General features: G+C 55.4%; 16 protein-coding genes. 7 read left to right on the plus strand and 9 right to left on the minus strand.

What is annotated here, in order from left to right; all coding sequences use genetic code 11:
* The first annotated feature begins 24 nt into the window (after nt 1–24).
* From WLO31_RS19140 to WLO31_RS19160, 5 genes are all read left to right on the plus strand, one after another.
* Entirely contained in the window at nt 25–945 is a 921-nt protein-coding gene (locus WLO31_RS19140; RefSeq protein ID WP_435928106.1) for a metal ABC transporter substrate-binding protein, read from the plus strand.
* Complete coding sequence (locus WLO31_RS19145; protein WP_435928107.1) at nt 942–1754, plus strand: manganese/iron ABC transporter ATP-binding protein; 813 nt, start codon at nt 942–944, stop codon at nt 1752–1754. Before WLO31_RS19140 ends, WLO31_RS19145 begins: the two co-directional genes overlap by 4 nt.
* Nucleotides 1755–1757: 3 nt before the next feature.
* Nucleotides 1758–2615 carry an iron/manganese ABC transporter permease subunit SitC gene (gene sitC / locus WLO31_RS19150; RefSeq protein WP_435928109.1) on the plus strand — a complete coding sequence of 286 codons (858 nt, stop codon included), beginning with the start codon at nt 1758–1760 and terminating at the stop codon, nt 2613–2615.
* On the plus strand, nt 2612–3457 hold the full coding sequence (locus tag WLO31_RS19155) for a metal ABC transporter permease (RefSeq protein WP_435928110.1): 846 nt from the start codon (nt 2612–2614) through the stop codon (nt 3455–3457). The genes sitC and WLO31_RS19155 overlap by 4 nt, the downstream gene beginning before the upstream one ends.
* Nucleotides 3458–3534: 77 nt before the next feature.
* Nucleotides 3535–4494, plus strand: a complete 960-nt coding sequence (locus tag WLO31_RS19160; protein WP_435928111.1) for a diguanylate cyclase domain-containing protein — start codon at nt 3535–3537, stop codon at nt 4492–4494.
* Between the two features lie 403 nt (nt 4495–4897).
* On the opposite strand, the gene yghX is transcribed toward WLO31_RS19160, so the two are convergent.
* Nucleotides 4898–5785, minus strand: a complete 888-nt coding sequence (yghX, locus tag WLO31_RS19165) for a YghX family hydrolase (RefSeq protein ID WP_435928112.1) — start codon at nt 5783–5785, stop codon at nt 4898–4900.
* A gap of 62 nt (nt 5786–5847) precedes the next feature.
* Nucleotides 5848–6771, minus strand: coding sequence for a DMT family transporter (locus tag WLO31_RS19170; protein WP_435928113.1), 924 nt, complete (start codon nt 6769–6771; stop codon nt 5848–5850).
* A 199-nt stretch (nt 6772–6970) separates the two neighbouring features.
* On the opposite strand from WLO31_RS19170, the gene WLO31_RS19175 reads away from it, so the two are divergent.
* Nucleotides 6971–7834 carry a MurR/RpiR family transcriptional regulator gene (locus tag WLO31_RS19175; protein WP_435928114.1) on the plus strand — a complete coding sequence of 288 codons (864 nt, stop codon included), beginning with the start codon at nt 6971–6973 and terminating at the stop codon, nt 7832–7834.
* A gap of 95 nt (nt 7835–7929) precedes the next feature.
* On the opposite strand, the gene WLO31_RS19180 is transcribed toward WLO31_RS19175, so the two are convergent.
* The 5 genes from WLO31_RS19180 to WLO31_RS19200 form a co-directional block, all read right to left on the minus strand.
* Entirely contained in the window at nt 7930–8532 is a 603-nt protein-coding gene (locus tag WLO31_RS19180) for a 2-dehydro-3-deoxy-6-phosphogalactonate aldolase (RefSeq protein WP_435928115.1), read from the minus strand.
* Nucleotides 8519–9373, minus strand: coding sequence for a 2-dehydro-3-deoxygalactonokinase (locus WLO31_RS19185; RefSeq protein ID WP_435930670.1), 855 nt, complete (start codon nt 9371–9373; stop codon nt 8519–8521). Before WLO31_RS19185 ends, WLO31_RS19180 begins: the two co-directional genes overlap by 14 nt.
* Entirely contained in the window at nt 9373–10860 is a 1488-nt protein-coding gene (locus WLO31_RS19190; protein WP_435928116.1) for a sodium:solute symporter family protein, read from the minus strand. Before WLO31_RS19190 ends, WLO31_RS19185 begins: the two co-directional genes overlap by 1 nt.
* Nucleotides 10861–11055: 195 nt before the next feature.
* Nucleotides 11056–11451: a RidA family protein gene (locus WLO31_RS19195; RefSeq protein ID WP_435928117.1), complete on the minus strand. Its 396-nt coding sequence runs from the start codon at nt 11449–11451 to the stop codon at nt 11056–11058.
* A 92-nt stretch (nt 11452–11543) separates the two neighbouring features.
* A complete protein-coding gene (locus WLO31_RS19200) occupies nt 11544–12974 on the minus strand; it encodes an N-acyl-D-amino-acid deacylase family protein (RefSeq protein ID WP_435928118.1) in 1431 nt (476 codons plus the stop codon).
* Between the two features lie 201 nt (nt 12975–13175).
* Between WLO31_RS19200 and WLO31_RS19205 the strand changes: the two genes are divergently transcribed.
* Complete coding sequence (locus WLO31_RS19205) at nt 13176–14396, plus strand: amino acid deaminase (protein ID WP_435928119.1); 1221 nt, start codon at nt 13176–13178, stop codon at nt 14394–14396.
* 441 nt (nt 14397–14837) lie between these two features.
* Here the strand turns inward: WLO31_RS19205 and WLO31_RS19210 are convergent, their stop codons facing one another.
* Nucleotides 14838–16160 carry a PTS sugar transporter subunit IIC gene (locus WLO31_RS19210; protein WP_435928120.1) on the minus strand — a complete coding sequence of 441 codons (1323 nt, stop codon included), beginning with the start codon at nt 16158–16160 and terminating at the stop codon, nt 14838–14840.
* Between the two features lies 1 nt (nt 16161).
* Complete coding sequence (locus tag WLO31_RS19215) at nt 16162–17550, minus strand: glycoside hydrolase family 1 protein (RefSeq protein ID WP_435928121.1); 1389 nt, start codon at nt 17548–17550, stop codon at nt 16162–16164.
* Between the last annotated feature and the right edge of the window lie 5 nt (nt 17551–17555).

The raw sequence follows: 17555 nt of genomic DNA on the forward strand, positions 1-17555 counted from the left end.
ATCAGGCGAATCAGAGGGGATGACATGTTCGGGGAAACGGCGGCGAAAAAAACAATCGTAGTAGCGGGCACGATGGCGGCGCTGATGCTCGCCTCATCCCAGACGTGGGCGAAAGAAAAGTTTAAAGCGGTCACCACTTTTACCGTCATCGCGGATATGGCCAAAAACGTGGCGGGTGAGACGGCAGACGTTGAATCCATAACCAAAGCCGGGGCTGAAATCCACGAATATCAGCCAACCCCCGGAGACATCCGCCGTGCTCAGGGCGCACAGCTTATTTTAGCCAACGGGCTTAACCTCGAACTGTGGTTCCAGAAGTTTTATCAGCACATTGAAGGCGTGCCGGAAGTCATCGTTTCAAAAGGCATTACGCCTGTCGGTATTACTGAAGGTCCGTATAACGGCAAACCGAACCCGCATGCATGGATGTCGCCGAAAAATGCGCTGATCTACGTGGATAATATCCGCGACGCTTTCAGCAAATACGATCCAGAAAATGCGGCCATCTACGCGAAAAACGCCGCGGCCTATAAACAAAAAATCCAGCGAACCCTGCAACCGCTGCGTAAAGAACTGAACGCCATCCCTGAAAACAAACGCTGGCTGGTGACAAGCGAAGGCGCATTTTCTTACCTCGCCAGTGATTACGGCCTGAAAGAGCTTTACCTGTGGCCGATCAACGCCGACCAGCAGGGTACGCCGCAGCAGGTTCGCAAAGTGATCGACACCATTCGCAAAAACCATATCCCGGCAATATTCAGCGAAAGCACCATTTCCGATAAGCCGGCCCGCCAGGTGGCCCGCGAATCCGGCTCTCATTACGGCGGCGTGCTGTATGTAGATTCCCTGAGCGCCGCAGATGGCCCGGTTCCCACTTATTTAGACTTATTGCGCGTCACCACCGGCACCATTGTCAGCGGCATAATCAAAGGAGCAGAAAAATGATCGTCGGCATCGCCGTGCAGGACGCCAGCGTAACCTACCGCAACGGCCATACCGCCCTGCGCGAGGCGACGTTCCGCATCCCCACCGGCAGCATTGCGGCGCTGGTCGGGGTTAACGGCTCAGGCAAATCCACGCTGTTCAAAGCCATTATGGGTTTTGTTCATCTGGCGAAAGGCAGCATCTCCATTTTGGGCATGCCGACCAGAAAAGCGCTGCGTCAGAATCTGGTCTCCTACGTGCCCCAGGCCGAAGAGGTGGACTGGTCTTTCCCGGTTCTGGTGGAGGACGTCGTGATGATGGGCCGCTACGGGCATATGGGCATGCTGCGCATTCCGGGCAAGGCTGATAAGGAAGCCGTTGACCATGCGCTCGCGCGCGTCGGCATGAGCGAATTCCGCCGCCGTCAGATCGGCGAGCTTTCCGGCGGCCAGAAAAAGCGCGTCTTTCTGGCCCGCGCCATTGCTCAGGACGGCCAGGTGATTTTGCTGGACGAGCCGTTCACCGGCGTGGATGTCAAAACCGAAGAGCAAATCATCAACCTGCTGCGTGAGCTGCGCGACGAAGGCCGCACTATGCTTGTCGCCACCCACAACCTTGGCGCGGTAACCGACTACTGCGACCACACCGTACTGGTAAAAGGTACCGTGCTCGCCTTTGGTCCTACGCGTGAAACTTTTACCCAGGAGAATCTCGAAATTGCCTTCAGCGGCGTGCTGCGGCACGTCACGCTAACCGGCCTGGAAACCAGCGTGGTCACGGACGATGAACGCCCGTTTATTCGCGCTGCCGGGCAGCTTAAAGGGGAATAGCCGATGGGTATTTTGCTGGAACCGTTCACCTATAGCTATATGTTCAACGCCATCTGGGTATCGGCGCTGGTCGGCGGCGTTTGTGCGTTTTTGTCTTGTTATCTGATGCTTAAAGGCTGGTCGCTGATCGGCGATGCGCTTTCGCATTCCATAGTGCCGGGCGTGGCGGGGGCTTACATGCTTGGCCTGCCCTTTTCCATCGGCGCGTTCTTTTCCGGCGGGCTGGCGGCGGCCACCATGCTGTTTTTAAATCAGCGCACGCGTCTGCGGGAAGATACCATCATCGGGCTTATCTTCTCCTCGTTCTTCGGCCTCGGGCTGTTTATGGTGTCGCTTAACCCAACCTCGGTGAACATCCAGACCATAGTGCTGGGCAATATTCTGGCTATCGCGCCCTCTGATATCGCCCAGCTGGCGGTGATTGGCTTCGTTTCACTGGCGATTTTGCTGGTGAAGTGGAAAGACCTGATGGTGACTTTTTTTGATGAAAACCACGCCCGCTCGATTGGCCTGAATCCTGTGCTGCTGAAGGGACTGTTTTTCACCCTGCTTTCAGTCACCACCGTTGCCGCGCTGCAAACCGTCGGCGCGTTTCTGGTGATCTGCATGGTGGTCACGCCGGGCGCAACCGCGTATCTGCTGACCGACCGCTTCCCGAAGCTGCTGATGATTTCCGTGGCGCTGGGCAGCGTGACCAGCGCGGTCGGCACCTATGTCAGCTATTTTCTCGACGGCGCAACGGGTGGGATTATCGTCGTGCTGCAATCCATTTTGTTCCTGCTCGCCTTCGTCTTCGCGCCGAAACACGGTCTGCTGGCCAACCGTAAACGCGCGCGGCTGGCGCAGGGGGTAATTCCATGAGCCTTATCGATACGCTGCTTTCTCCCTTCCAGTTCGGCTTTATGGTTAACGCGCTGGTAATGACCGCGCTGGTCGCCGTTCCCTGCGCCCTGCTCTCCTGCTTCCTGGTACTTAAAGGCTGGGCGCTGATGGGCGATGCCATGAGCCATGCGGTCTTCCCCGGCGTGGTGGTGGCCTGGATGGTCGGTTTACCGCTGGGCATCGGCGCCTTTATCGCGGGTTTATTCTGCGCGCTGGCAACGGGCTTTCTGCAGGACAACAGCCGCATCAAACGCGATACCGTGATGGGCATCGTTTTCTCCGGCATGTTTGGCGCGGGCCTTGTGCTGTATGTTTACCTGAAACCGGATATCCACCTCGATCATATTCTGTTTGGCGATATGCTCGGCGTCGGCCAGAGCGACATCGTTCAGACGGGCATTATCGCGCTGTTTACCGCCGGAATTATTGCCGTGAAGTGGAAAGATTTTCTGCTGCACGCTTTCGATCCGACGCAGGCTCAGGCATCGGGCCTTAACGTCAAACTCCTGCATTACGGCCTGCTGTGCATGGTATCGCTGACTATCGTTGCTGCGCTGAAAGCAGTAGGCATCATCCTGGCGATTTCCCTGCTGATTGCCCCCGGCGCCATCGCCTCCCTGCTGACCCGCACGTTTCTGTCGATGATGCTGGTCGCGCTGGCTGTGGCGATCGGCGTCTCGTTTACCGGGGTTTACCTTTCGTTCTTTCTCGATAGCGCGCCCGCGCCAACCATCGTTGTACTCTCTGCCATAATATTTATCGTGGCGTTTATTTTTTCATCGCGTAAGCAGGCAAAAATGGAAGCAGGACGGCTATATTAATAAGTTTTTCGCGGGCCATATTTACAACTCATTAATAACTGTTAAAAATGGATATTATTTAAACATAACCATGGTCAATGTCCGAAGACGCTCTCAGGCAGCAGATTCAGAACCTCAAAAAGCACAATGCCCGGCTCAGAAGAATTGCACACGACGCGCGAAACAAGCTCAGTGCGGCTCTGGACGGCACCGGTCTTTGCCTGTGGCAGCTACATGTGCCCAGCGGCAAACTGGTTATTTTCAATCGCCGATGGGGTTCAATGCTGGGCTATCAACCCAAGGAACTTAGCGCTCATTTCGACGTGTGGCGTGAGCATCTGCATCCGGAAGATAAAGAGATGGTGCTGTCGGCGTTTTATAACCATCTCGACGGCAAAGCCCCGTTTTATGAAGCCCTGCATCGTATGCAGGCCAAAAACGGCACCGTCACCTGGGTTTTGGATCGCGGCAGGGTAACCGAGTGGGACGATGGCGGAAAGCCGCTCAAAGTTACCGGCACCCATATCGATATGACCAAAGAAAAGCAGTACGAAGAGCAGCTTGCCAGGCTCGCCAACCATGACCCGCTGACCAGCTTAGCCAACCGCCACGCGCTGCATGCGCAGTTCGAGCTGATGAAAAACCTCGGGCCGCTGTCCATGGCCTTTATCGATCTGGACGACTTTAAAAACGTTAACGACACCTTCGGTCACCGCAGCGGGGATGAAGTGCTGCTACAGCTCAGCCAGCGCCTGCGCGACGCCTGCCCGCCGGAGGTTACCATTGGCCGCATCGGCGGCGATGAGTTTATTCTGCTGATACCCTGGAAGCTGGATAAGCCGGAAACTGGCGATATTGCCAGGCGCTGTCTGGACGCCGCCCTTACCCCGTTTGAGTTAGACAACGGCGCCGCTACCCTTGGCGCATCAATTGGCGTCAATGAGTGCTGGGCAAAAGACAATTTTGCCGATGCGGTGATCCGAGCCGACGAGTCCATGTATCTAATTAAACGCACCGGCAAAAACGGCATCGCTTTGGGTGCCGTTGTGCTCGCCTAGATCTTTTTTCGGTGGATGGCGCTTCGCTTATCCACCCTACAGCCACCATCGTAAGTCAGATAAGCGCAGCGCCATTCACCCCACAGCCACCATCGTAAGTCAGATAAGCGCAGCGCCATTCCCCCACAGCCATCATCGTAAGTCAGATAAGCGCAGCGCCATTCATCCCACAGTCACCATCGTAAGTCAGATAAGCACAGCGCCATTCACCCCATAGCCACCATCGTAAGTCAGATAAGCGCAGCGCCATCCACCCCACAACCACCATCGTAAGTCAGATAAGCGCAGCGCCATCCACTCCACAGCCACCATCGTAAGTCAGGTAAGCGAAGCGCCATTCCCCCACAGTCACCAGCCACCACCGTAGGTCGGATAAGCGCAGCGCCATCCGACATATCGCAATTTAGATCAGATATTTGTTAAACCAGCCAATCGTCCGCTTCCACGCTAACTCCGCCGCCGCTTTATCGTAACGCGGGGTCGAGTCGTTATGAAAACCGTGATTCACGCCGGGGTAAACGTACCCTTCGTAGATTTTGTTATTGGCTTTCAGGGCGGCCTCATAGGCGGGCCAGCCTTCGTTAATGCGCGAATCCAGCCCGCCATAATGCAGTAACAGCGGCGCTTTGATACGCGGCACGTCTTCCACTTTCGGCTGCCTGCCGTAGAACGGCACCGCCGCAGCCAGCTCCGGGTAAGCCACTGCCGCAGCGTTCGCCACGCCGCCGCCGTAGCAGAACCCGGTGATGCCGACCTTTCCGGTCGTCGCCCCGTCGTGCATCAGGAACTCAATCGCGGCAAAGAAATCGTTCATTAACTTACTGGGATCGACCTGCTGCTGCAGCTCACGCCCCTTTTCATCGTTGCCCGGATAGCCGCCGACCGAGCTTAATCCGTCCGGCGCCAGCGCAATAAATCCCGCCTTCGCAACGCGCCGCGCCACGTCTTCGATATAAGGATTCAGGCCGCGGTTTTCATGAACCACCACCACGGCAGGCACTTTTCCCTTCGCCTTTGCCGGCTTCACAAAATAGCCCTTAACGCTGCCGTGCCCCTGCGGCGAAGGATAATGAATATATTCCGGCAGAATATCGGGATCGGTAAATTCCACCTGCTGCGCAAAAGCGTAGTCGGGCGTCAGCAGCGTGCCGAGCGCCACGGCAGAAAGCCCGCCGACGACAAATCTTGACGCCAGGTCAAGAAACTCGCGCTTGCTGATTTTCCCGTGTACATAAAAATCGAAGTATTCGAGGAGTTCGGGGGGGAAATCTTTCGCTGTCATTCTGGTCATCTGCAGGCCCTGATATCCGTGTAGATGGATAAATAATGGCCTGCAAACGACTATTTTGTAAACTATCCGCGCGTCACGTTGACTCGCCAGATCCCAAAACATACCAGCGCTAAGGCGAGAGCATAGCGCCATTCCAGAATGCTCTCCTGCAGGAAAATAGCCGACAGCACGGCGCCGGAGACGGGGATCAGGAAGTTAAACGGCGCAATCATCCCCACGCGATTATATTTTAGCAGCATGCTCCAGAGCGCGAACGCCACGGAAGAGAGCAGCGCCAGATAGCCCAGAATCGCCATCGATTCCCAGCCGTGAAACGCCAGCGTTCCACCCGTCATATAGCCGCCCAGCGTAAGTACCACGCCGCCTGTCGCCAGCTGCCAGCCGGTCATAATCGTAGGATCGACCGTCTGCGAGATGCGTTTGCCATACAGCGACGCGGCGGAAAGAATGAATGCCGCCAGCACCACGAAGCCGTCGCCCATCCAGCTAAAGCTAAAATCCATCAGCTGGCTGTTAAAGTTCACCACCATCACGCCGGCAAAACCCAGTACGCAGCCGACGATTTTATTCATGCTAAGCCGGTCGTTATGATAAATAAAGTGCGCCAGCAGCACGCTGAAAAAAGTCCCGGTCGCGTTCATGATCGATCCTTTCACGCCGGTGGTATAAGCAAGACCAATGTAAAAGAAGATGTACTGCAAAGCGGTTTGCGTCACGCCTAAAACGGCAAGCTGAGAAAACTGCCCGCGGGACAGGCGCGCAATCGACTTGCCCTGCACAGCCGCAAAAGCCAGCAGCAAAAGCCCGGCGATGACGAAACGATAGCCGGCAAAGACGATTTTGCCGGACAAATCGTCGGTGTCTATCGCAAAAATTTCATAGCCGTTTTTAATCGCCGGGTATGCGCTTCCCCACAGCAGGCAACAGAAAGCGGCGCACAGCCATGCAAATTTCTTACGGGTAAACAGCGATACGTTGCTTTCCACACGCTATCCCTTACAAAAATAAAATGTCGTTTCAGAATCAGGCATTATCCGCGAATAGAAAAAAAATGCTCGTTATTTCCCCTACCCTTTTTGGTTGCACACAAGAGGTAAACATCAGCGACATCCACCATTTTTCCCGGTCAGAATAGATTTATGGTACAAAGTACCGGTCGTTTATCTTCATTTTTCAGGACGCGCTATGGCTTTCTCCATCGACATTATTTCCTGTATTACCGACCGCTTTGTGGAACTTACCGCGACGGAAAAGCGTATCGCGCAATTTATCCTTGATGACGTGCAATCGGCAGCCACTTTACCGATTGCGGAAATGGCGCGGCTTACCGAGACAAGCCAGGCTTCCATTACCCGTTTTGCGAGGGCGATCGGCTGCAAAGATGTCCGGGAGCTGAAGGTGAAACTCGCGCAGTCGCTCGCCGTCGGGCAGCGCTTTATTCTCGACGTGCCGGATCTTGAAGGCGTGCAGGGTATCTACGAAACTATCATTAATGTGCTGGATATTAATCGCCGGGCGCTCGATCCCGGCTCCCTGAAAAAATCCGTCGAGTGGCTGAGCGATGCGCGGCAAATTCTGGCGATTGGCATGGGCGGCGGCTCAACGATTTGCGCTCAGGAAGTGCAGTTTCGCCTGTTCCGCCTCGGCCTGCCTGTGGTCAGCCAGAGCGACGGCCTGCTGGTCAGGATGATGTGTTCCGCGGTAACGCCGAATGACGTGGTGCTTGCGCTTTCGCTGGGCGGCTATACGCCGGAAATCATTGAAAGCGCGGCGATGGCAAGGCAGTACGGCGCAAAAGTGATCGCTATTACGCCTGAAGAGACGCCGCTGGCGGCCAACGCCGATCTGGTCCTGCCGCTTATCGTGCGGGAAAACGACTATATCTTTAAGCCGAGCACTTCGCGCTACGCGATGCTGGCGATGGTGGACGTGCTGGCGACGGAGCTGGCGATGGCGAATAAGAATCAGGCTAAGGACAGGTTACGGCGCATTAAGCTGGCGCTGGACAGCCATCGCGGCGGCGTGGATCGGCAGCCGTTAGGGGATTGAACAGGTGAATGGCGCGGGCGCTTATCCGCCCGATGGTTCGCATAATCCTGCAGGTCGGAATAAGCGCCGGCGCCATCCGGCACTCATCCAAACGTTTAAAACCTGAAGGCTGCCATAAACTGCCGGGCCTTTTCACGGGTGGTCTCCACGCTCTGCCCCGCGCGATATAAATCGCTGCCGAGCCCCGCTCCTGCGCAGCCTGCCTGCAAATATTCACCCAAATTTTCCGGCGTAACGCCGCCAACCGCCAGCACCGGCACGGAAGGCGGCAGCACCGCTTTTAACGCCGCGATATAAGCCGGGCCAAAAGCCGACGACGGGAAAATCTTCAGCCACTGCGCGCCGGCCTCCAGCGCGGTAAAGGCCTCGCTGGCGGTGGCGCAGCCGGCGCAAACCAGCATCCCGGCATCAACCGCCCGGCGGATGATCGCCGGATTAGCGTTCGGCGTTACCACAAGCTTCGCTCCGGCCCCGGCCAGAAAATCCACCTGCTCAGGTTTCAGCACCGTTCCCGCGCCGATAAAAGCCTTATCGCCGTAGCGGCTGACCATCTGCGGAATGCTCTGCTGCCAGTCAGGCGAATTCAGCGGGATCTCAATGTAGCGAAATCCTTCTGCAATAAGTGAACCCACGTGATCGTCGGCTTCGTGGGGATGAATGCCGCGTAAAATCGCGACTAAAGGTTTAGCGTCTTGCATCAAGAATCCTCCTTATTCCTTGCTGGAAAGCGGCGTCGCCCGCTATTTCATCGGCTGTAATACCGGCCTTTTCAAACGCCTGCCGATAGCGGCGGCAAAGGGCTTCCCCTCCTACCAGCGTTACGTTCCCCACCCTCTCCATCGTTGCCACTTCTGCGCCAATCAGCAAACCTGAAAGCCAGTCGCTGACGGATGCTGAAGCCAGCTCGCCCAGCACTCGTGTCGCGCGCGCCTCAAAGAGCTGGTTAACGAGCGCCGGAGAATCCAGGCCGCGCTGCAGGCCGGCCTGAAACGCCACCTTATCGTCGCGCTGTTCCGGCAACCCTTTGCCGATCAAAGAATGGTTCATCAGAACATGGTGCAGCTCGCCCGTCATCGCTGTAGAAAAGTTGCTTACCGCGCCGTTTTCCACCCGCACGCATTTACTGTGCGTGCCGGGAAGCACGTAGCAGGAAGCGGGAGCAAGCTGCATCGCTCCCAGCAGCTGCGTTTCTTCGCCGCGCATCACATTCCGGGACGTCTTCAGGCCCGGTACGATCCACACCTGCGGCGCAACTTCATAAAGCTGCGTGCTCAGCTCATGCAGCGACACAGGACATGCCAGATACGGCACGGGCTGCCAGCCCGCGTCGCTGCCGATCATGCCGGCCATCACCACCGGCATCGCTTCCCGCACGCGCCAGGGTTCGAGGTACTTGTCGAACACTTCCCGCGCGGTTTGCTCAACCAGACGGCTTACGCCGTAAGGCAGCTGCAGGCTGTCTACGCACTGCCCGTCGCGATACAGCCAGGTGCGCAGGTGCGTTGAACCCCAGTCAACGGCAATGTAGTTCTCGCTCATCATGCGTTATCCGTAGTACGTTTACCCAGCGGCACAGGTACGGCTTCCGGCTGGTTTTCGCGTTCGCGGGTAATCATCTCCAGCGCTTCTTCACGGCTCATTTTGCTGGCCGGAGTGACAAGCGTTACGATCGCCGCGCAAATCAGGCTTGCCAGCACGGATGGGATACAAGGGTTGCCCCAGTAGGCCATCCAGCTTTCATTAAGCAGCACAGCAATAGATACCGCAGCGCCGCCGATCAGCGCCGTTAACGCGCCCTGCCAGTTAAACCGCAGCCAGAAACGACCGAGGATCGAACAGATGAACAAACCAGACATCAGCGTGGAAATCATCTTCGTAATGTAGCTAATGATGTCGTTGGAAGTCAGCGCGAACAGCAGCGCCAGACCAATCACAAACACCAGCATCCAGCGCGATAAGGTGATGGCTTTATTTTCCGGCGGCATTTTGCCGGTCACCATGGTGTAAAGATCGCGCATCATGATTGCGACGGCCGCGATAGCGTCAGAGCTTGCCGAAGACATGGTGGCGGACAAACCGGCAATCAGCACCACCAGGCCCAGCAGGCTCGGCAGGAAACTGGTCGCAAACAGAAACGCATAGTTGCTGTTTTCAAGCGACGGATTCATGGTAAACGCAGCCATGCCGATAATGGCAGGCAGGATGGAGAAAAACAGATACAGCACGCCGGTGTAGACAAACGAGCGACGCACGGAAGAGACATCTTTTCCGGAATAAATACGCTGTCGATAAGAAGGCGTTGCCAGCACGCCGACGCCGATGACCATCGCAAGCGACAGCGCAGGAATGGCTCCCAGTTTATCAATGGCGAGGAAACTCAGGGCTTTAGGATCCATCGCATGTTCAATAACGTTCCAGCCGCCGACATGAACAACCGCCAGAATCGCCATCAGAATAAAACCAAAGAACAAAATCAGCGCCTGAATCGTATCCGTCCAGACCACGGCAGAATATCCGCCGATGATCACATAAATAGCAAACGCCAGGGCGATAATAACCTTCGCCGCCGTCATATCTATTCCTGTAGCCCAGGATAAATACATACTGCCGCCAAGAATATGCGCACCCAGCCAGCCAATAGAAGCAATGAAAATAAGTAAACCGACAATATTTTTTATTAAATGACTGGCGCCGGTATAATAAGAAAGCTCTTCGCTCATGGTCATAAAGCGTAATTTACGCACCGGGGCAAACCACCATGCCACCAGCAAAATACCTACCGCACCGCCGAGGCCATAAAGCATCCCGGCCCAGCCGTTACTGTATCCGAAGCCAACCGCGCCCATACTTGAACCGGTTCCCACCATCGTGGCTACCGTCGAGCCCAGGGTTAAGAACATCGGCAGGGAACGGCCGCCAAGGAGAAAGTCATCACCATTTTTTTGGTTACGGGAAACAAACCAACCAAGCCAGATCATGGCGAGAGCATAAATAATGAATCCGATCAAAAAGACATGACTATTCATAACTCACTTCCAGATTAATAATAAAAAATGAAATCAGCCGCCTGAAAAAAGACACAGGAAACCCGTTGGCACATTCCATATGGAGTACCGTTGATATTTTGTATTAACAGATTTCTTATCAGGCGGATAAGCGCATGCACCCTCCACCCATTATTGCAGCGGGCAGCGCTTATGCCTGCCCGCCCTGCGTCAGATTTACTTGACGCGTTCAGCGTTATAACAGGTCAAATCCACTTCTACTTTACAGTCCACCACCAGATCGGCCACGCAGCACACGCGGGCTGGCGGATGGTCGGCAAAAAATTCGCGGAACACTTTGTTAAACGACTGGAAATAGCGCGCATCGGTCAGGAAAACCTTCACATGCACCACGTCCGCCAGGCTATAGCCCGCGCTTTCCATAATGTCCACGCAGTTTTGAATCGCAAGACGGGACTGCTCGATAATGCCGCCTTCCACCACTTCACCGTCTTTCATCGGCGTTTGCCCGGATACGTACAGCCAGCCGCCCGCCTCCACCGCTTTAGCAAACGGCAGGTGCTGCCCGCCGGTACCCGTGCTGCCGCCTACTCCGTAACGTTTAATGCTCATTGTTGCTCCTTTACTCGTGGCGGATGGCGCTTCGCTTATCCACCTTAAAGTTCGAATTCAGCCCGGATAAGCGAAGCGCCATCCGACAAAAATTACCGGCGTAAAAAGCGTCCGGCACGCCCGATAACCTGTTTATCACGGCCATAGCTCATCACGCCATTGACCATCACCGCTTCAATTCCCGCAGCAGGCTGCTGGGGATCGCTGAAACTTGCCACGTCACGCACCGTTTCCGCATCGAACATCACCAGATCCGCATAGTAGCCGCGTTTCACCAGGCCTCTTTCCGGGAGCTGGAAACGCGCCGCTGACATGCCCGTCATTTTGTGGACGGCAACCGTAAGCGGAAACAGCTTTTCGTCGCGGCTATAGTGCCCCAGCACGCGAGGAAACGCGCCCCACAGGCGCGGATGCGGCATTGGATCGTTTGGCAGACCGTCTGAGCCGACCATCGTCACCGGATAGCTCAGCACGCGCCGCACGTCGCGCTCGTCCATGTTGTAGTAAATCGCGCCCGCAGGCATCAGTAATTTTCCGGCTTCGTGAAGTGACATCGACCAGCTTTGCGCAATCTGCTTTAACGACTGCCCGGCGACTTCCGGGTGCGGCTCAGACCAGGTGATGATGATATCGAACTCGTCGGTAATTTGTTTCATATCCAGCGTTGAAGAGCTGGCGGAGTACGGGTAGCAGTCGCAGGAGACGTCCTGCTGCTCACGCACCTTATCAAACAGCTTTAGCGTCTCCACGGTGCGGCCCCAGTTCTTCGCCCCGGCGCATTTATGGTGCGAAACAACAACCGGCACCCTGCCGTGGCGACCGATACGAAACGCCTCGTCGAGCGCTTCCAGAATCGGTTCGAACTCTGAACGCAGATGGGTGGTGTAGATCCCCTTTTCCGCCGCCAGCTCTTCGGCCAGCGCCATCACTTCTTCAGTGGAGGAGTGAAACGCCGTGGCGTAGGCCAGACCGGTGCTCAACCCCAGCGCGCCCTGCTGCAGCGCCAGACGAAGCTGGCCGCGCATGCCGACGATCTCCTCTGCCGTCGCCGTACGGAACAAATCGTTCATATGGTTGTTACGCAGCGCAGTGTGGCCGACAAGCGTGCCGACGTTAACCGCCGGCCTTGCCGCTTCCACCGCTTCGGCATAGGCCGCGACCGTTGGGTAGATAAAGTGCTCAACGTCGCCGAGTAGATTCATCGGGTCCGGCACGGTTTCTTTCATGCTTGCGGCCGCCGCGCTGATGCCGCAGTTGCCGACAATGACCGTTGTGATGCCCTGGCTGATTTTCGGCAGGTACTCCGGCATACGAATCACGTTAATGTCGTCGTGGGTGTGGACATCGATAAAACCCGGGGCCAGCACGCGACCTGTGCCGTCGATTTCATACCGTGATTCACCGCTAATCGAGGGTGCAATCTCAGCGATGCGATCGCCTGCAATCGCGACATCGGCGCGGTATTCCGGGCCGCCGCTGCCGTCAATGACCGTAACATTCCTGAACAGATAGTCGAACTTCATGTGTTCCTCACCCCGTTGTGTTCTGGGCTAAAGTTAACCATTTACAAGCGAGAAAAACAGTGGAAGACTACGCAAAATGCATAGGATTTTCTGATACTTTTATTCATAAAGAATAGCGACATCATTATAATTTATTTATTTTCATAAAGTTAATAACGATACCCGTTCTGAAAGAAAAGATAACCGCAAAGGAATTATGTTATGAAATACCAAGAGAGTAACCTCGTTCCGCATAAATCTGCCCCGATGGACAGCGCGGCCAACGTCCTGAACGAGGATGTCTGCCTGCCCGCCGCCGTCATTAAAAAAGCCGCGCTGGAAAACAATATCCAATGGATGCAACGATATGCCGATACGCGCGGCGTTTCCCTTGCGCCGCACGGCAAAACAACCATGACGCCGTGGATATTTCAGCAGCAACAGCAGGCTGGCGCCTGGGCCGTGGGCGTCGGCAGCGCCTGGCAGGCGAGCATCGCTATGGTCAGCGGCGTAAAGCGGGTGTTAATGGTTAACCAGCTCGTCGGCAAAGCAAACATGCAGCTGGTATCAAAGCTAAAAAGCGAGTATCAGGATGTGGATTACCTTTGCTGCGTAGACAGCGTCGCCAACGCCAGAGCGCTCTCCGACTTCTTTAGCGCGCAACAGCAACGGCTTGATATTTTGATTGAGCTGGGCGTGCCGGGCGGGCGCTGCGGCTGCCGCACCGCGGAGCAGGCTCTGGCGCTTGCAGAAGAGATTTCAGGCCTGCCAGGCCTGCGTTTATGCGGTCTGGAGCTGTATGAAGGCGTGCTGCACGGCGAAAACCCGCAGCCAGCAGTGGAAGCGCTCCTGCGCGATGCCGCGGCCCTTGCCTGCCAGCTTGAGCGTTATGTGGAAGGCGAATTTATCCTTACGGGCGCGGGTTCGGTCTGGTATGACGTGGTGTGTAACGTCTGGCTGGAGGCGCAGAAACCGGCGAACTGCCGCGTGGTTATCCGCCCGGGCTGCTACATCACGCACGACGGTGGAATTTATCAGCAAGCGCAGGATGAGCTGATGGCCCGCGACAAAGTTGCCTGCGATTTGGGTGGGGATCTGGTATCCGCGCTGGAGCTGATCGCCATGGTGCAGTCGGTCCCGGAAAGTGACCGCGCGATTGTGAACTTCGGGAAACGCGACAGCGCCTTCGATGCGGGTTTGCCGCAGCCCGTTGCGCATTACCGTCAGGGTAAAGCGCTGGGCCAGCCTGCGGAATTTGTTGAAACCACAGGCATTATGGATCAACACGCCATGCTGAAGCTCAAGCCCGGTGCCGACGTGCAGGTAGGCGATATCCTGGTGTTCAGCACCTCCCATCCGTGCCTGACGTTCGACAAGTGGAAGGCGCTGCTGTTGGTGGACGAGGAATATAACGTGCTGGAGACGCTGGAGACGGCTTTCTGATTTAAGCTTGGTGGATGAAAACAGGTGGATGGCGCTTACGCTTATCCACCCTACAATTACCGGCTTTCCATGCCGGGTAAGCGCAAGCGCCGCCCGACATTGTTCAACTCACCATCCCAACGTGTAGGTCGGGTAAGCGCAAGCGCCACCCGATATTGTTCAACTCACTATCCCAACGTGTAGGCCGGGTAAGTTCAAGCGTCGCCCGACATTGTTCAACTCACCATACCAATGTGTAGGTCGGGTAAGCACAAGCGCCACCCGACATTGTTCAATTCACCATCCCAATGTGTAGGTCGGGTAAGCGCAAGCGCCGCCCGACATTGTTCAAATCACCATCCCAATATGTAGGTCGGGTAAGCGCAAGCGCCGCCTGACATTGTTCAAATCACCATCCCAATGTGTAGGTCGGGTAAGCGCAAGCGCCACCCGACATAATATTCAGGCATCCGCCAGCTGCTTCGCCTTCTCTTCTTCCCGCTGCTGCAGCTCGGTTTCCAGCATCTTCTTCTCATAAACTTTGAAGAACGGATAGTAGATCGCCAGCGAAATAAAGAAGCAGATAAACACCAGCCCGCAGGCTATCAGGTTCCAGTTGGTGGTGATCAGCGCCCCCAGCGGAGCCGGAATGGTAAACGGCGGTTTCACCATCATGCGCGGGATAAGCCCGGTAATGGTAAACAGGTACACCACTACGGTATTTACCATCGGCGCAAGGATAAACGGAACGGCCAGAATCGGGTTCATCACTATCGGCGCGCCGAAAATCATCGGCTCGTTGATGTTAAACAGGCCCGGAATAAAGGACAGTTTACCCAGCGACTTAAGATAGGTGGCTTTTGAACGGATAAACAGCACCACCAGCGCCAGCGTCGATCCGGTGCCGCCCATCTGCGCATACCACTGGAAGAACTGCTCGGTGAAGATATTCGGCAGATCGTAGGCGCTGGTGCCGGCCTGGAAGAGCTCCATATTCTGCACAATCGCCTGATCCCAAAGCGGACGGATCAACGGCCCCATGACGGCATGCCCGTGGATCCCAAACACCCAGAACAGATCGATAAAGAACTGCGTGACGATCCCGCCAAACAGGTTGGTGCCGGTCATAAAGCCCTTCAGCGGCATAATGATAAAGCTGATGATGGCGTTGATATCGATATTCAAAAAGTGGCGTGGGATCCAGAAGATCAGCACCACCGCCAGGGTCGGGAAGAGCGCCGAGAAGGAGCTTGCCACCACCGGCGGCACGCCCTCCGGCATTTTAATTTCGATATTGCGAACTTTAATGAAGCGGTAGATCTCAATGGCAATCAGCGACGAAATAATCGCGCCAAATAAGCCCTGCGAGCTTAGCGATGTAATGGGAATATAGCGCCCGGCAACCGCCTCGCCGGCAACGGTAAGACCTTCTTTAATATTAACCGGCACAATCATCAGCAGGGTCGCTAACATAGCCAGTAGCCCGCTGGTAATATCGTTGAGCCTGTAGCTTTTCCCCAGGAATGAACCAATGGTGAAAGCGGCGTACAGCGACATCAGCCCGACGGTAAACCGGAAAGGTACATCCAGCATATCGCGCCAGGGCGCGATAAAATCCATATAACCTTTGATGGGAATATTGAGCAAAATAACAAAAAACGAGCCGACGATGGTCAGGGGTAAAATAGAGATAAGCCCGTTACGGATCGCCTGCATATGCCGCTGATTGCCAATGGCGTTCGCCACCGGCAGCATTTTTTCGGCCAGCTTTTCAAAGTAAGACATGCTATGCCCCCTCGAACCCGTTATTTTCAATCACCGACCGGAACCATTGCCCCGATTTCTTCAGCGAACGCTGCTGGGTAGCTAAATCCAGCCGATAAAAACCGTAGCGGTTTTTATACGCGTTTTGCCACGACCAGCAGTCGATAAACGTCCACATGTGATAGCCCAGACAATTGCTGCCGTCGGCCATTGCCTGGTGCAAATAGCTCAGGTGCTCTTTGAGAAATTCAATCCGATAATCGTCCTGCACCTGGCCGTTAACCATAAACCGCTCTTCATCCTGAATACCGATGCCGTTTTCCGAAACGAACCAGGGCAAATTGCCGTAGCGCTCTTTCACCACCATCGCAATGTCATAAAGCGCCGCCGGATAAATTTCGATGCCGCGGGAAGTATTCATCCTGCGCCCCGGCATAATGTATTCCTCAAAGAACCGCTCTGGCACGAAACCGTTTGGTTCTTCCAGCAGCGTTTCGCGTGCTTTTACCCGACGCGGGCGGTAGTAATTTATTCCCAGCAAATCAATTCTCGTGCGGGCGATTAGCTCGCAGTCCCCGGGCAGAAATTTTGGTAACTGGCCATGCTCTTTAAGCATGGCGAGCAGCTCGTCAGGATAGCGCCCCAGCAAAACGGGCTCGTTAATACTGCGGGTATAAAAGAGATCGGCCATTTCGGCGGCCCGCAGATCTTCCGGCGTGCCGCTGCGCGGATAGACCGGAATCACATCCATAATGATGCCGATCTGTCCATCAAGATCCATCTCGCGCCAGGCGGCAACGGCTTTGCAATGCGCCAGCACAATGTGATGCAGCACCTGAGCTGCACGCCGGAAATCCGTCACGTAAGGATAATGGCGGGGATGCAAATAACCCGCTTCCGCAGGAATTAAGGGTTCGTTAAAGGTGAACCAGTAGCGCACGCGGTCGCCAAAAAGCTCGTAGCAAATACGCGCATACCGGGCAAAAGCTTCCACCACGTCGCGATTTTCAAAGCCGCCCTTTTCCTGTAGCGCCATCGGCATATCAAAGTGATAAAGATTGATAAAAGGTTCGATGCCCTGAGCGCGTAACTCATCGATTACCGCGTTATAAAAATCCGCCGCCTGCGGATTAACTTCCCCGTCGCCATCGGGAATTAATCGCGACCAGGAAAGAGAGGTGCGAAACGAATTCAGACCAATATCTTTGGCGCGCTGAATGTCCTCCCGATAATTCCGGTAAAACGTGGAGGTATCATCCGACGTTACGCCGTCAAAAAAACGTTCATTAAACCGGTGCGAGGCGTAGTCCCAGATATTCTCACCCTTGTCATCGCCCGGCTGGCGCCCCTCGGACTGCGTTGCGCTGGTGGCGGTCCCCCACCAGAAATTATCAGGAAAACGGTAATTCATCGCTC

The sequence above is a fragment of the Dryocola sharpae genome (assembly GCF_051307055.1).
Lineage (GTDB): Bacteria > Pseudomonadota > Gammaproteobacteria > Enterobacterales > Enterobacteriaceae > Dryocola.